The sequence below is a fragment of the Streptomyces sp. NPDC058683 genome, assembly GCF_042716195.1.
In the GTDB taxonomy this organism is placed as follows: Bacteria; Actinomycetota; Actinomycetes; order Streptomycetales; family Streptomycetaceae; genus Streptomyces.
In genome coordinates, this window is sequence record NZ_JBHXSK010000010.1 from 205054 (window position 1) to 220187 (window position 15134).

Annotated in this window: 11 protein-coding genes; 4 read left to right on the plus strand and 7 right to left on the minus strand. The window is 70.7% G+C overall.

Features of this window, described 5'->3' with window-relative positions; all coding sequences use genetic code 11:
* The first annotated feature begins 77 nt into the window (after positions 1 to 77).
* Complete coding sequence (locus ACFWXC_RS13470) at positions 78 to 2732, plus strand: LuxR C-terminal-related transcriptional regulator (RefSeq protein ID WP_384477790.1); 2655 nt, start codon at positions 78 to 80, stop codon at positions 2730 to 2732.
* A 13-nt stretch (positions 2733 to 2745) separates the two neighbouring features.
* On the opposite strand, the gene hutH is transcribed toward ACFWXC_RS13470, so the two are convergent.
* A complete protein-coding gene (gene hutH, locus ACFWXC_RS13475; protein WP_384477793.1) occupies positions 2746 to 4287 on the minus strand; it encodes a histidine ammonia-lyase in 1542 nt (513 codons plus the stop codon).
* A 259-nt stretch (positions 4288 to 4546) separates the two neighbouring features.
* On the opposite strand from hutH, the gene ctaD reads away from it, so the two are divergent.
* Together ctaD and ACFWXC_RS13485 are read left to right on the plus strand one after the other, a co-directional pair.
* A complete protein-coding gene (gene ctaD / locus ACFWXC_RS13480) occupies positions 4547 to 6241 on the plus strand; it encodes a cytochrome c oxidase subunit I (protein WP_384477796.1) in 1695 nt (564 codons plus the stop codon).
* Positions 6238 to 6606, plus strand: a complete 369-nt coding sequence (locus tag ACFWXC_RS13485) for a cytochrome C oxidase subunit I (RefSeq protein WP_384477799.1) — start codon at positions 6238 to 6240, stop codon at positions 6604 to 6606. Before ctaD ends, ACFWXC_RS13485 begins: the two co-directional genes overlap by 4 nt.
* Before the next feature lie 246 nt (positions 6607 to 6852).
* Here ACFWXC_RS13485 and ACFWXC_RS13490 read toward each other — a convergent pair whose 3' ends face one another.
* Together ACFWXC_RS13490 and ACFWXC_RS13495 are read right to left on the minus strand one after the other, a co-directional pair.
* Positions 6853 to 8361: an MFS transporter gene (locus ACFWXC_RS13490; RefSeq protein WP_384477802.1), complete on the minus strand. Its 1509-nt coding sequence runs from the start codon at positions 8359 to 8361 to the stop codon at positions 6853 to 6855.
* A gap of 79 nt (positions 8362 to 8440) precedes the next feature.
* The gene (locus tag ACFWXC_RS13495; RefSeq protein ID WP_384477805.1) at positions 8441 to 9796 is read right to left on the minus strand and encodes a DUF445 domain-containing protein; all 1356 of its coding nucleotides are present in this window, start codon (positions 9794 to 9796) and stop codon (positions 8441 to 8443) included.
* 171 nt (positions 9797 to 9967) lie between these two features.
* Here ACFWXC_RS13495 and ACFWXC_RS13500 point away from each other — a divergent pair, with 171 nt between their 5' ends.
* Entirely contained in the window at positions 9968 to 11308 is a 1341-nt protein-coding gene (locus tag ACFWXC_RS13500) for an SGNH/GDSL hydrolase family protein (RefSeq protein ID WP_384477808.1), read from the plus strand.
* Positions 11309 to 11595: 287 nt separating this feature from the next.
* Here the strand turns inward: ACFWXC_RS13500 and ACFWXC_RS13505 are convergent, their stop codons facing one another.
* The 4 genes from ACFWXC_RS13505 to ACFWXC_RS13520 are packed head-to-tail and all read right to left on the minus strand — an operon-like array spanning position 11596 to position 15088.
* Complete coding sequence (locus tag ACFWXC_RS13505; RefSeq protein ID WP_384477810.1) at positions 11596 to 12375, minus strand: DUF1707 domain-containing protein; 780 nt, start codon at positions 12373 to 12375, stop codon at positions 11596 to 11598.
* Between the two features lie 32 nt (positions 12376 to 12407).
* The gene (locus ACFWXC_RS13510) at positions 12408 to 13454 is read right to left on the minus strand and encodes an ATP-binding cassette domain-containing protein (protein ID WP_384477914.1); all 1047 of its coding nucleotides are present in this window, start codon (positions 13452 to 13454) and stop codon (positions 12408 to 12410) included.
* A 40-nt stretch (positions 13455 to 13494) separates the two neighbouring features.
* Positions 13495 to 14259 (minus strand): ABC transporter permease, encoded by a 765-nt coding sequence (locus ACFWXC_RS13515; protein ID WP_384477917.1) that lies wholly within the window; start codon positions 14257 to 14259, stop codon positions 13495 to 13497.
* 43 nt (positions 14260 to 14302) lie between these two features.
* Complete coding sequence (locus ACFWXC_RS13520; RefSeq protein ID WP_384477919.1) at positions 14303 to 15088, minus strand: ABC transporter permease; 786 nt, start codon at positions 15086 to 15088, stop codon at positions 14303 to 14305.
* Positions 15089 to 15134 lie beyond the last annotated feature (46 nt).

A 15134-nucleotide genomic window follows, 5' to 3' on the forward strand; every position in this document is an offset into this window, starting at 1 on the left:
GCAAACCCGCGCACCATGAGACAACTGGAACGACTCCGCGCTGCACGTCTTGGGTGCAGCGCGGTATACACCCGGATATGACGATCGACGTACGGGCGATACCGGATCCGGGCTCCAGGGGACTGATCCACCGTCACGACCTGGTCTCCGCACTGGACCGAGCGATCCAGAAGCAGGTCACGGTCATCTCGGCGCCGGCCGGCAGCGGGAAGACCTCCCTGCTGCGGGCGTGGACGGACCGGAGGGGTCAGGATCGCCGTATCGCCTTCGTGTCCGTACGGCCCGGTCTGCGGGACGCACAGCTGTTCTGGGGCGCGGTGTTGAGTGCGGTGCGGACCGCGTCCCACACCGACGGCGGCGGGGAACCGCTGCCGACGACGCTGGGCCTCAGCGGCGCCACGGTGGACAAGGTGCTGTCCGAGTTCGCGAGAGCCACCGGTCCTTTGGTGCTGGTCGTCGACGACCTGCACGAGCTGAGCTCACCCGAAGCCGCTGAACAGCTGACTTCGCTGCTCACGGGTCTGCCCCGGGGTGTCCACGCGGTCGTGGCGACCCGGCACGCGCCGCCGCTTCGCCTGCACCAGCTCCGGCTGGAAGGGGAACTGGCCGAGATCCGGGCCGCGGACCTGCGCTTCACCGAGGAAGAGACCCGCGGTCTCCTGGCCGTCGCCGGGATCGCGCTGCCCGGGGGAACCGTGACCACGCTGCACCAGCGGACCGAGGGGTGGGCGGCCGGGTTACGACTCGCCGTGCTGTCTCTCTCCGAACACCCCGACCCCGAACGGTTCGTCGCCGAGTTCTCCGGAAGCGACCGTACGGTCGCCGAGTACCTGATGGCCGAACTGCTGGAGAGGCAGCCCCCGGAGGTCCAGAGCCTGCTGCTGCGCACCTCCGTACTGGACCGGGTGAACGGCGAGCTGGCCGACCTGCTCACCGGCACCACGGGGTCGGAGGGCATCCTGCTGGGCCTGGAGGACGCCAACGCGTTCACCGTGTCGCTCGATCCCGGCCGTACCTGGTTCCGCTACCACCGCATGTTCGGTGACCAGCTGAAGCTGGAACTGCGTCGCACGTTCCCCGGGGACATCCCGGGACTGCACCGGCTCGCCGCACACTGGCTCGGCGAGCACGGGCACGCCGCCGGTGCCGTCGGCCATCTGCAGGCCGCCGGCGACTGGACCGAAGCGGCGCGTCTGCTCACCGACCACGCCATCAGCCTCACCCTCGACGGACAGGCCGGGACGTTGGCGGCACTGCTGGGTGCCTTCCCCGCTCAGAACGGCACGGACTCCGCGGAGCTGGCCCTGGTGCACGCCATCGCCGCGCTGGACCAGCTCCGCCTCGACCAGGCGGCTGCGCATCTCAAGGCGGCCGGGTCCCACGCCGCCACCACTGCGCCCGACCGCCGACGCCGCCTGCGGATGGCCGTCGGCTCGCTGGGCCTGCGCCTGGCGCGGCTGCGCGGGCACTTCGACGGGGTGTTCGACCAGGTGGGCACGCTTCTCACACCTGCCGGCGGACAGTCGGTCACCGATGTCACGCTCAGCGCGGACCTGCGGACCGACGCCCTGCTGAATCTCGGCGTCACCGAGGCCTGGTCGCTGCGACTGGCCGACAGCATGCGGCATCTCGAGGAAGGCGCCACGCTCGCCCGCCGCATCGGCCGCCCCTATCTGGAGGTCTCCTGCCTCGGCCACCTGGGGTTCGCCTCCACGAACCACTCCTTCTCGCTGGCCCGGCAGCGCTGTGAGGAAGCGTTGGCACTCGCTGAACGGCACGGCTGGAGTGACGATCCGGTGATCGCCCCGGCGCAGGCGACGCTCGCCAACGCGCTTGTCTGGACGGGGGAGTTCGAGCACGCCGCGCACTGGCTGAAGCGCGCCCAGCACACCTGTGACGCCACGAGTGAACCGGCCATGCGGCTGCTGGTCAGCCTTACCGCCGCGATTCTCTCGGCAGCACAGGGCTCTCATCACCGGGCGCTGGAGGAGTTCACCGCCGCCCGGCAGCTGCAGGCACGCATGGTGGGTGAGCACGCGCTGACCACCCGGGTGATCGCCTGGGAGATCGCCACCCGGGCCCGGCTCGGGCTGGTGGACCAGGCACAGGCGGCACTTGAGACCGTCGACGAGCGGCAGGCAGCCGTCGGCGAGATCCGTAACACGGCCGCGGTGATCCGGCTGGCCGAGCAGGACCCGGCGTCGGCCCGGCGTGAACTGCGCGCCGTTCTCGACGGCACCGCGCACGTCAACTCCTACCTCACGCGGGTGGAGGCCCAGCTCTTGGATGCGCTCGCCTGCCGTGACCTCGGCGAGGAGCACGCGACGCACGCGGCCGTCGACCGGGCGTTGCACCTTGCCGAGCCGGACCGGCTGATCCTGCCCTTCGTGATGACCGGCGCGTGGGAGCTGCTGAAGACCCTGCCACCGCAGGGAACGTCGCACGCGGCGATGGTCACCGATGTCCTCGACGCCGTCCACGGGAGCGCCCGGACCAGAGCCGACCGGGCAGCCCGGGAACCGGCCCCGGCGCTCAGCCCCAGCGAGTTGCGCGTGCTGCGCTACCTGCCGACGAACCTGTCCCGACCGGAGATCGCCACCGAACTGTCGGTCTCGGTGAACACGGTCAGCACCCACATCCGTCGGATCTACGCCAAGCTCGGCGCCACCGACCGGTCCGCGGCGGTGCAGCGCAGCCGCGAGCTGCGCCTGCTCTCCCTGGGCCGCACCTGAGCGCGGGCCGGTCTCAGCGGGACAGCGGGCCGGTCACGTCCTCGACGGTCCGTAGTGCCTCTCCGCTGCGCACGAGCTCGGCGATGTGCTCCACATCGGTGTGGAAGACCCGGTCCTCGTTCACGGTCGGGACGGTCTCCCGGATCCTGGCCCGCAGCGCCTGCGCGGCCGGCGAGGGCGAGCGCGGCGCGAGCAGGTCCAGTGCCTGTACGGCGCACATCAGCTCGATCGCCACGACGTAGCCGAGCTTGCGCGCCGCGCGGTAGGCCTTCAGCGCCGCCAGGTAGGCGTTGCTGACCACGTCCTCCTGATTGGCCGAGGTGGTGACGTTGTCCGCGGACGAGGGCACCGCCATGCCGCGCATCTCCATGGTCAGGGCGGCGGCCGTGTACTGCGCGATCATGTAGCCGCTGTCGAGTCCCGGCCGGCGGACCAGGAAGGCGGGCAGCTCGCTGAAGTTGCTGTTGACCATGCGGTCGGTGCGGCGCTCGGACACCTTGGCCAGCACCGTCATCGCGTTCACCATGGAGTCGGCCTGGATGCCGACGAACGTGCTGTCGCAGTTCGCCCCGCTCAGCGCCACCCCGTCCTCGCCCTCGGGGTGGATGACCGGGTTGTCGCCCACGGAGTGCAGCTCCTCGACGATGACCTCCCGGGCCTGCGCGAGCGCCCGCTTCGCACCACCGTGCATCTGCGGAACGGCGCGCAGGGAGAGGCTGTCCTGGAGCCGGTGGTCGAGGAACTCGGCGCTGAGGGCGCTGGACTCGGTCAGCCGCCGCAGGTTCTCGGCGACCGCGGCCTGCTCGGGATGGCGCTTGCGCTCCTGTATCCGGGCGTCGTAGGCGCGGAGGGTGCCCTTGAGCGCCTGCACCGACAGGCTCGCGGCGACGTCGGCGGTGGTCGCCGCGACGCCGGCGTCATGGGCGGCCAGGACGGCGATCGCGGTGACCGAGTGCGTTCCGTTGGTGAGCGAGAGCCCTTCCTTGCAGGCGAGCCGGGTCGGCTGCGCTCCGATCCGGGCCAGTGCCTCGGCGCCGGGCAGCAGTTCGCCGCCGTACCGGGCCCGGCCCTCGCCCAGCAGCACGAGGGCCATGTGCGCCTCCGGGGCCAGATAGCCGACGGACCCCTCGCCGGGGACGTGCGGCGTGACCCCGGCGTTGAGCATCCGCCGGATCAGCTCCAGGGTCTCCAACCGGATGCCGGAATAGCCTTCGCCGAGGCCGACCAGCTCCATCAGCGCGATGCCGCGGACGATCTCGGTGGGCAGCGGTTCGCCGACCGACACGGCGTGCGAGCGCACGATGTTGCGCTGCAGCCGCTCGGCGTCCGCCGGGTCTATCACCTCTGTGACGTTGTCGCCGAATCCGGTGGTGACGCCGTACACCGGGCGGTTCTCGGCCAGGAAGCGTTCCACGAGCGCGCGTGACTTGCGCACCCGGTCGGCATAGGTCGCGTCGAAGGAGACCCGGGCGCCGTACCGGGCCACTGCGACGAACTGCTCGATACCGACCGGCTCCGCACCCAAGGTGACAGCGGTGATCTCATGGGCATGCATGCGACCCTCCCCGCATTTGACATGCATCCATTCACTTGCCACGACAATGAATCACTTTATTTAGGGCTTGGCAAGGGTGCGGCCGGCGACCGGAATCAGGGCCGGACCGGCGCCGGGTTTGCTCCACTCGTGGGTCCTGACCGCCCGATCGGCCGTACGGCGGGCTGCTCAGGGCTTCTCTCCCCGCTCCGAGCGGCCAGGATGACCGGAGAGTCAGCCATGGTGCGGGTGAACCGCGAGCGTCTGGAGACACACACAGGTGACCGTTCTCAACGACCCCGAGCCCTCGGCCGTCCCGCACTACGACAGCGAGGTGCCGCTGCGCGGCCGACAGCCCGGCAACGTGGTCATCAAGTGGCTCACCACCACCGACCACAAGACGATCGGCACCCTGTATCTGATCACGTCGTTCGCGTTCTTCCTGATCGGCGGCGTGATGGCGCTGCTCATGCGCGCCGAGCTCGCCCGGCCGGGCCTGCAGATCGTCTCGAACGAGCAGTTCAACCAGGCGTTCACGATGCACGGCACGGTGATGCTGCTGATGTTCGCGACGCCGCTGTTCGCCGGCTTCACGAACTGGATCATGCCGCTCCAGATCGGTGCGCCGGACGTCGCGTTCCCACGGCTGAACATGTTCGCCTACTGGCTCTACCTGTTCGGCTCGTCCATCGCGGTCGGCGGCTTCCTCACCCCGCAGGGCGCGGCCGACTTCGGCTGGTTCGCCTACACCCCGCTGTCGGACGCGATCCGCTCACCGGGCCTCGGCTCCGACATGTGGATCATGGGTCTGGCCTTCTCCGGCTTCGGCACCATCCTCGGCGCGGTCAACTTCATCACCACGATCATCTGCATGCGCGCCCCCGGCATGACCATGTTCCGGATGCCGATCTTCACCTGGAACGTGCTGCTGACCGCCGTCCTGGTCCTCTTCGCCTTCCCGGTCCTCGCCGCCGCGCTGTTCGCGCTGGAGGCGGACCGCAAGTTCGGCGCCCACGTCTTCGACGCGGCCAACGGCGGCGCGCTCCTGTGGCAGAACCTCTTCTGGTTCTTCGGCCACCCCGAGGTGTACATCATCGCCCTGCCGTTCTTCGGCATCGTGACCGAGGTGTTCCCGGTCTTCTCCCGCAAGCCGGTCTTCGGCTACATGGGCCTGGTCGCGGCCACCATCTCGATCGCCGGCCTCTCCATCACCGTCTGGGCGCACCACATGTACGTCACCGGCGGCGTCCTGCTCCCCTTCTTCGCCTTCATGACCTTCCTGATCGCGGTACCGACCGGGGTGAAGTTCTTCAACTGGATCGGCACCATGTGGAAGGGCTCGGTGTCGTTCGAGACACCGATGCTGTGGGCGACGGGCTTCCTCGTGACGTTCCTGTTCGGCGGTCTGACCGGGGTCATCCTGGCCTCGCCGCCGATGGACTTCCACGTCTCCGACTCGTACTTCGTGGTGGCCCACTTCCACTACGTGGTCTTCGGCACGGTCGTCTTCGCGATGTTCTCCGGCTTCCACTTCTGGTGGCCGAAGATGACGGGCAAGATGCTCGACGAACGGCTCGGCAAGATCACCTTCTGGACGCTGTTCATCGGCTTCCACACCACGTTCCTGGTGCAGCACTGGCTGGGCGCCGAGGGCATGCCGCGCCGGTACGCCGACTACCTGGCGACCGACGGCTTCACCGCCCTGAACACGGTCTCGTCGATCGGTTCGTTCCTGCTCGGCCTGTCGATCCTGCCGTTCCTCTACAACGTGTGGAAGACGGCCAGGTACGGCAAGCCGGTCGGCGTCGACGACCCGTGGGGCTACGGCCGTTCGCTGGAGTGGGCGACCTCCTGCCCGCCGCCGCGGCACAACTTCGTCACCCTGCCGCGGATCCGCAGCGAATCCCCGGCGTTCGACCTGCACCACCCCGACATCGCCCTGGCCGAGGCCGAGGCGCACGGCGTCCACTCATGACCGACTCGGGACACCGAGTGGGCGGCAGACCGCAGCGGGGAACCGACGGAGAACTCGCCAACGAGGTGGAGGGATACCTGCTGTGGCGGGCCAGGGTCACGGAGGCCGAACAGCGGGCCCGGGAGTTCACCGGGCGCCTGGACTGGCTGACCACGTCCCAGCGTGACGAGGTCGAACGCCACTACGTCGAGGACAGCCTCAAGCGCGCCCGGCAGGACCTCGAACGGATCGCCGCCCGGTGCGTCTCCCTGCGGGGCGAGTACGAGCGGCGCTACCGCGGGCTGCGGGCGCGCTGTACGGGATGGGCAGTGGCCGTGTGCGCGGGCGTCGCCTTCCTGGCGGCGGCCGTCTCACTGGGCCGCTGAGCCCTCTCCCCCGGGCCGCGAGGCCGTCATCCCGAGCCGCGCAACCGCCGCCCCGGGCCGCGAGGCCGTCGTCCCGGGCCGCGCAACCGTCACCCCGGGCCGCGAGGCCGTCATCCCGAGCCGCGCAACCGCCGCCCCGGGCCGCGAGGCCGTCGCCCCGGGCCGCGCAACCGCCGCCCCGGGCCGCGAGGCCGTCGCCCCGGGCCGCGCAACCGTCGCCCTGGGCAGCACGACCGGTGCCCGCCCCTACGCCCCCGCCTTCGCCGCCCCGCCCGGCGCCGCCGTCAGCGGTGGCGCGATGTCCTCCAGCGACCGCCGCTCCGCGTTCACCGCACACACCGCCGCCACCAGCCCCGCCGCGCACATCAGCCCCGCCCCGATCTGGAAGGCCAGCACCGTGTCGCCGACCTTCCCCGTCCCCGTCAGGTCGGCGAACAGCAGGGGCCCGCTGATGCCGCCCGCCGCCGTGCCCAGCGCGTAGAAGAACGCGATCGACATGGCCCGCGTCTCCATCGGGAAGATCTCGGACACCGTCAGGTACGCACTGGACGCTCCCGCCGACGCGAAGAACAGGACCGCGCACCAGCACGCCGTCAGCGTGCCCGCCGTCAGCACGCCCCGGCCGAACAGCCAGGCCGTGAGGAAGAGGAGCAGCCCCGACCCGAGGTACGTCGAGGAGATCATCACCCGCCTCCCCACCGTGTCGAAGAGCTTGCCCAGCAGCAGCGGGCCGAGGAAGTTGCCGACCGCGATGACCGCGAAGTAGTAGCCCGTGTCCCCCGTCGGCACGTCGAAGAACTTGGTGAGGATCACGCCGAAGCCGAAGGTGATCGCGTTGTAGAGGAACGCCTGGCCGACGAAGAGGGAGAAGCCGAGGACGGCCCGGCGGCGGTAGTCGTGGAAGACCGTGCGGGCGATCTCCCGGAAGCTGACACCGGACCGCTGGTGGATCACCAGCTCGCTCGCCGGTTCGGGGAGCGGCTCGCCCTTCTCCGCCTCCACCTGACGCTCGATGGACGAGACGATCTCCTCCGCCTCCCGCTCCCTGCCGTGGATCAGCAGCCAGCGCGGGCTCTCCGGGACGCTCCGTCGTACCAGCAGGATGACCAGGCCCAGGACGACCCCCAGCGCGAAGGTCAGGCGCCAGCCCACGTCCTTCGCCAGGAAGTCCGTGTTCAGGGCGACGATCGAGAGCAGCGAGCCGCCGACCGCGCCCACCCAGAAGCTGCCGTTGATGATGAGGTCGACGCGGCCGCGGTAGTACGCCGGGATCAGTTCGTCGATCGCGGAGTTGATCGCCGCGTACTCGCCGCCGATGCCGAAGCCGGTCAGGAAACGGAAGGTGAAGAACCACCAGGGAGCGAAGGAGACCGCGGTCAGGGCGGTGGCGGCCAGATAGACCGCCAGGGTGATCATGAAGAGCTTCTTGCGGCCGTGCCGGTCGGTCAGGCGGCCCCAGAAGAGGGCACCGGCGCAGGCGCCGGCCACGTACAGCGCGGCAGCCGTGCCGGTGACCTGGGACGACGAGATCGCGAGCCCGCTGCCCGGCTCCGACAGGCGGCTGGCGATGTTGCCGACGACCGTGACCTCCAGGCCGTCCAGGATCCAGACCGTGCCCAGGCCGATGACGATCGACCAGTGCCAGCGGGACCAGGGCAGGCGGTCCAGGCGGGCCGGGATGCGGGTGGTGATCGTCCGGCCGCGGCCGCTGCCGCCGTCCACCCCGTCCACGCCCACGTCCGCACCCGCAGCCATCCGCGCCTCCTCGGCCGGGAAGGAACCGAAACCCCCGGCCGAGTGCCCAGCTCCGGGCCCCTGAAGCGCCCGAAGCGCGCTACGCGCCCAGCGCCCGCGACACCGTGAAGATCAGCACTCCGGCCAGCGACCCCACCACCGTGCCATTGATCCGGATGAACTGCAGATCGCGCCCGATGTGCGCCTCGATCTTCCGGGTGGTGTGCTCGGCGTCCCAGCCCGCGACGGTGTCGGTGATCAGGGAGGTGATCTCCTTGCGGTAGGTCGACACGACGTGCACGGCCGCGCCCTCGACCCAGCTGTCGACCTTGTCCTGGACCTTGGGTTCGGTGGCCATCCGGGCGCCCAGCGAGATCAGGGAGGCGCGGACGCGCAGCCGCAGCTCGCTGCGTTCGTCCTCGGCCGCCGAGACGATCATGGACCTTACGGCCGTCCAGGCGGACGCGATCAGGTCCTGCACCTCGCCCCGGCCCAGGACCTCGCCCTTGAGCCGCTCGACCCGGGCCCGGGTGTCGGTGTCGGACTGGAGGTCGTTCGCGAAGTCCGTGAGGAAGCGGTCGAGGGCGCCGCGCGCCGGGTGCGACGGCATGTCCCGCATCTCGGCGCAGAAGCGCAGCAGTTCCTTGTAGACGCGTTCGCCGACCCGCCGGTCCACGAACCGGGGCGTCCAGCCGGGCGCCCCGCCCTGGACGGCGTCCATGACGGAGTCCCCGTGCTGCACCAGCCAGTCGTACGCCCGGGTGACGACCAGGTCCACGACCCGATTGTGACCGCCGTCGGCGACGACCCGGTCCAGCATCTTGCCGATGCCGGGGGCGATCTCCTGGGCATCCGCCCGCCGGGTGATCGCCTCGCCGACCACGGCCTGCACGTCGGAGTCCCGCAGCACGGTCAGGGCGCCGCGCAGCGCGGTCGCCAGCTCGGCCGTCACCCGGTCGGCGTTCTTCGGCTCCGCCAGCCACGCGCCGAGCCGGCTGCCGATGCCGACGGCGCGCAACCGCTGCCGTACGACGTCCTGGGAGAGGAAGTTCTCGCCGACGAACTCGCCCAGCGAGACACCCAGCTGGTCCTTCTTCGTCGGGATGATCGCGGTGTGCGGGATGGGCAGGCCGAGCGGGTGGCGGAACAGGGCGGTCACCGCGAACCAGTCGGCGAGCGCGCCGACCATGCCCGCCTCGGCGGCCGCGGCCACATAGTCCGCCCAGGAGCCCGCGCCCGCGCCGGACGCCCACTTGGCCAGCACGTACACCAGGGCGACGAGCAGCAGCAGGCCGGTCGCCGTGGTCTTCATGCGCCGTACCCCGCGCTGGCGCTCCTCGTCGGCGGGCGTGAAGGCGTTCATCGACTTGTACGACGGGGCCGGCGGGGCCGGGGTGCCCCCCGCCCGGGCTCCCGCCCGACCGTCGCCGTCCGGCGTTTCCGTACGTTCCTCCATCTGCTCCACCCGTTCGCAGCCGGTCGCACCCTCATGGTGATCCCGCACATATTGTCCCTTCCTGACCTACTCCCGGAACGGAACAAGAGTTCCCGTCGTCTGTCTGTTCGGGAAATTCCGGCAGGTCGGCCCGTCAGGGGCCTGCCCTCGGTCGAGGAGAACTGAACACGCATGACCCGGCGTCACCACGGTTACGCCCTGCTCGGCGCGATCGTCGCGCTGATCGTGGCCCTGTCCGCCGCCCTCTACGCCGGTGTCGCCGCCGACGGTACGTCCCGCGGCGCCGCCGCCGCGGACGGAGCCGGCCGCCGCCACGGCGCCTCGGCGGCGCCCGTGTCGGCCGGTACCTGGGTCGGCGCCTGGTCGGCGTCCCCGGTGGGCGGCGAGCCGGGCACCGGGACGAACGGGCTGGCGGGCCGGTCGGTGCGCAACGTCGTGCACACGACCGCGTCCGGTACGAGCGCCCGGGTCACGCTGTCCAACCTGTACGGCCGGTCGGCGCTCACCCTCACCCACGCCTCGATCGCCCTCGCGGCCGGCCACGACACGGCCGCGGCCGACGCCGGGACGATGCGGCGGCTCACCTTCGGCGGCTCCGCGTCCGTCGTCGTACCGGCGGGCGGGCAGGCGGTCAGCGACGCGGTGGCGATCCGGGTGCCGCGGGGCGCGGACATGCTGGTCACCACGTACTCCCCGACGCCGTCCGGGCCGGTGACCTATCACCCGCGGGCCCGTCAGGTGTCGTACGTCGCGGACGGCGACCGTACGGAGGACGCGGGTGCGTCCGCGTACACCGGGCAGACGCCGTACTGGCGGTATCTCACCGCGCTGGACGTGCTGAGCGACGACTCCGACGGCACGGTGGTGGTGTTCGGGGACTCGCTGACCGACGGGATCACCTCGACGCAGGGGGCCAACCGGCGGTGGCCGGACGTGCTGGCGGGGCGGCTGCGGCGGGCCGTGCAGGGGGGTTCCGACGTGCCGCGCTACAGCGTGGTCAACGAGGGGATCAGCGGCAACCAGGTCCTCGCGGACGGGCTCGGGCGGCCGGCGGAGAACGAGAGCGGTGTCGGCCGCTTCGCCCGTGACGTCCTGTCCCGTCCGGACGTCAAGGTCGTCGTCATCGATCTCGGGATCAACGACATCCTGCGGAGCCGCCGGCCGGCCGACCCCGACGCGGTCGTCGCCGGGCTGCGCTCACTCGTCCGCGCGGCCCATGCGCGCGGGGTGAAGGTGGTGGGGGCGACGCTGATGCCCTTCGAGGGCCACCGCGGCTGGACGCCGGCGAGGGAAACGGTGCGCCAGGAGATCAACGAGCGGATCCGGTCGGGCCGGGTGTACGACGCGGTGACCGACTTCGACAAGGCGCTGCGCGACCCTTACGCCCCGAACCGCCTCCGCCCCTACTACGACTCCGGCGACCACCTCCACCCCAACGACAGCGGCTTCACAAAGATGGCCGAAGAGTTCAACCTGCCCGACCTGAGGACCGCCGGCTCGACGGAACTGTGAACGGCACCGCACACGGCTGCCCCCCAACTCCCGCCGCGCCCACGCGGCGAAGCCGCATATGAAACAGCCCCGCGCCCCAGGGTTGACTGCCCCGACGCCGGTCGACAGTCCCGACTCCCACTGCCTCGCCCCCGAATCCCGTCGCAACGGCGATCAAGCCGCGACGGCGGTATCCGGCGGTGCCGAACAGGCCGGTGGTCCCCCGCGGGCCGGTGGGGGCTGATCGCGCAGTTCCCCGCGCCCCTGGGTCGGCGGTCCAGCCGGCGCTCAACAGTCCCGGCGCCGGTCTAGTGGTGGCCGTGCCTGCGCCGGGCCCGTTCCTCGCGGAGTTCCTCGCGTTGTTCCCTGCGCTCGTGGCGCAACTCGTGGCGGGCCGCGTGCAGTTCGTGGCGGGAGGATCTGCGGTCCAGTTTCTCCTGGCGGCGTTCCTCCTTGAGGCGTTGGCGTTCTGCCCTGGTGACCTTGTGTTCCACCTGGACGCCGCCCCAGAAGGCGAAGCCCGTCACGATCACCCTCGGTGCGGCCGGGTCCGGCGCGGTGCCCTCCTCGCGGTGGTCGAAGCCGCCCATGATGCCGATGCCCCGCATCACGACCTCGACGCCCGGCGGCACGATCACGCTCATCCCGCCCATGATCGCGACGCAGTTGATCTCGATCTCCCGGTCCGCGAAGTTCGCCTCGCGCAGGTCGATCTCGCCGCCGCCCCAGAACACGAGGCTGTTGAAGCGTTTGGGCGCCGTCCAGCGGCCCTTGCGCTGGAAGCCGGACATCACGGCCACCGCCCAGGAGGACGAGCCCTCGCCGCCGACTATCCGGCTTCCCCAACTGCCGCTCTCCACCGGCGGCTTGCGCAGCGACACCGGCACCGCCGGCGAACCGGCCGCCGCGGGCAGGTCCCTCGTGATCGGCGTCAGCTCACCGTACGTGCGGGCCTTGTACGTCGCCTCCAGCCGCTCCTCGAACTCCTCCATGTCGAGCCGCCCCTCCGCGAGGGCGTCCCTGAGGATCTCGGTGACTCGTTCGCGATCGGCGTCGGAGGCGCGCAGCTCCGGGGCATCGTCGGTCATAGGTGCAGACTACGAGTTCCGGCCTCCGGGCACTATGCCGTCGTACGCTCCGAGGGGGGTTGAGGGGCGTCCCCCGGTGTCCCCTGTGTCCCCGGTGTCTCCAAGGAACGCAGCATCTTCGCGATCACCGTCTCGATGTCCGGCTCCCGGACGGAGAGGTCCGCCAAGGGGTACTCCGCCGCGATCCGCGCCACCAGCGGCGCCGCCGACTCCGACGCCGGGAACGCCAGCCACTGCCGCGGCCCCTCCACCTTCACCACCCGCGCCGACCCGCCCGCCTCGACCGGCGGCAGCTCCCGCTCCAGGTCCACCACCAGGGTCCGTTCGCTCTCCCCCGCCTCGTGCAGGCCGGCCAGCGGACCGTCGTACACCAGCCGCCCGTGGTCGATGACCATCACGCGCGAGCACAACTGCTCGATGTCCTGAAGGTCGTGGGTGGTCAGCAGAACCGTGGTGCCGCGCTCGGTGTTCAGCTCCCGCAGGAAGTCGCGGACCTTGGCCTTGGAGATCACGTCCAGACCGATCGTCGGCTCGTCCAGATACAGCACGTCCGGGTCGTGCAGCAGCGCCGCCACGATGTCGCCGCGCATCCGCTGGCCGAGCGAGAGCTGCCGTACCGGGACGTCCAGCAGGCTCTCCAGGGAGAGGAGTTCGACCAGGCGGTCCAGGTTCTCCCGGTAACGCGCGTCGGGGATCCGGTACATGCGGTGCATCAGGCGGTACGAGTCGATCAGCGGGAGGTCCCACCACAGTGTGGTGCGCTGGCCGAAGACGACGCCGATGCGGTGGGCCAGTTTCGTGCGCTCGCGTGACGGGTCGATACCGGCCACCCGCAGCCGGCCGCCGCTCGGCGTCAGGATCCCCGTCAGCATCTTGATCGTCGTCGACTTCCCGGCGCCGTTCGGGCCGATGTAGCCGACCATCTCGCCGCGCTGCACCGTGAAGGAGAGCGAGTCGACCGCCCGTACCTGCCGGCGTTCCCGTTTCAGGAACCCGGCCTTCTTGCGGACCTCGAAGACCTTCTCCACTCCGTCGACCTCGATGAACACCTCGCCGGTTCCGTCGGCCCCGCCGGACATGTCCGACACAAGATCAGCTCTCCTCACTCCGGTCATCGGATCAGCTGCCCGTACTTCGATACGCCCTGAGGCCCGCCCGCCACGCCAGCCCCGCCAGCGCGCAGCACACCACCGCCACCAGCGGCGACGACCACGCCGTCCACGCCGGCAGCCGCAGCGGATACGGCCGCCCCAGCACATACGCGGCCGGCACCCAGTTGACGAAGGCCAGCGGCAGCATGAACGTCACCCCGCGCACGAAGTCCTTCCCGAACACGGTCGGCGGGTACTGGAGCAGCGTCGTACCGCCGTACGTGAACGCGTTCTGCACCTCCGCCGCGTCCTGCGCCAGGAACTGGAAGGCCGCGCCCGCCACGAACAGCGCGCAGAAGATCGCCGCGCCGGCGGCCAGCATCAGCGGGATCAGCAGCACCTTCGCCGGCGTCCAGGCGATGCCGGCGGAGACCAGCGCCCAGCCCAGCACCACCGCACCCTGGGTGATCCGGCCGAGGCGGCGCAGCGCGAAGTGGTCCGCGCCGATCTGGGCCAGCACCGGGGCCGGCCGGACCAGCAGCGTGTCGAAGGAGCCGTCGCGGATCCGGGTGCCCAGCACGTCCATCGAGCCCAGCACCAGGTCGGCGACGCCGAACGCGGTCGCCGACAGGCCGTACAGGAAGGCGACCTCGGGCAGCGACCAGCCGCCGAGCGAGTCGACCTGCGAGAACATCAGCAGGATCGTGGCGAAGTCCAGGCCGGTCACCAGCAGGTTCCCGGCCATCGTGATGGCGAAGGAGGTCCGGTAGATCATCGTGGAACGGATCCACATCCCGGCGATCAACAGGTACGCCCGAAGGCCCTCCCGGACACGCTCACCCACCCTGCACCACCACCCGTCGGGTCGCCACCGACTGGAGCAGCCGCCCCGCCGCCAGCAGCGCCACCGCCCACGCGGCCTGGAAGGCGAACGCCCCCGCCACACCGGTCTCCCCCATCAGCACGTCCGCCGGCATCTGGATCTGCGCCGCCCACGGCAGGACGCGGACGACCTCCCCGAAGGCGCCCGGGAAGACGTTCAGCGGCAGGGTCATGCCCGAGAAGAAGATCCCCGTGATCATCAGGACCTGGTTGACGCCCATCCCGTCCATCAGCCAGAACGCGCTCAGCGCGACCAGGTAGCGGATGCCGAAGCTGACGAGCATCGCGAGGAGCAGCGCGACCAGGAAGGCGGCCCAGGTACCGGCGTCCGCGGGCAGCGCCATCGGGAAGAACACCGCGCCGACCAAGAACGGGATCACCCCCCGCCCCAGCATCTGGAACAGCGAGCGACCCAAATCGGTCGCCAGCCACCACAGTTGAAGATCGGCCGGACGATACAGGTCGATCGCGATCGCGCCCGTACGGATACGCTCCATCAGGTCTTTTTCCACGCCCCCGCCCTGGATCGCGAGGGTCGCGTAAAGGCACTGCCCGAGCCACACATAGGTCACCGCCTGCGCCTGGTCATAGCCTCCGAGGTGCGGTTTCTCGTCCCACAGCGCCAAGTACGTGTAGACGAGGATGATCCCGAAGGCCGTATTGGTGAACACCCCGGCCGCCGTGGCCGCCCGATACGTCGCGTACCGTCTGAAACCCCCCGCCGCGACGGCCGTGTACAACCGTCCAGCGCCCACGCCAACCGACCTCCCGGACCGCCCGACACCG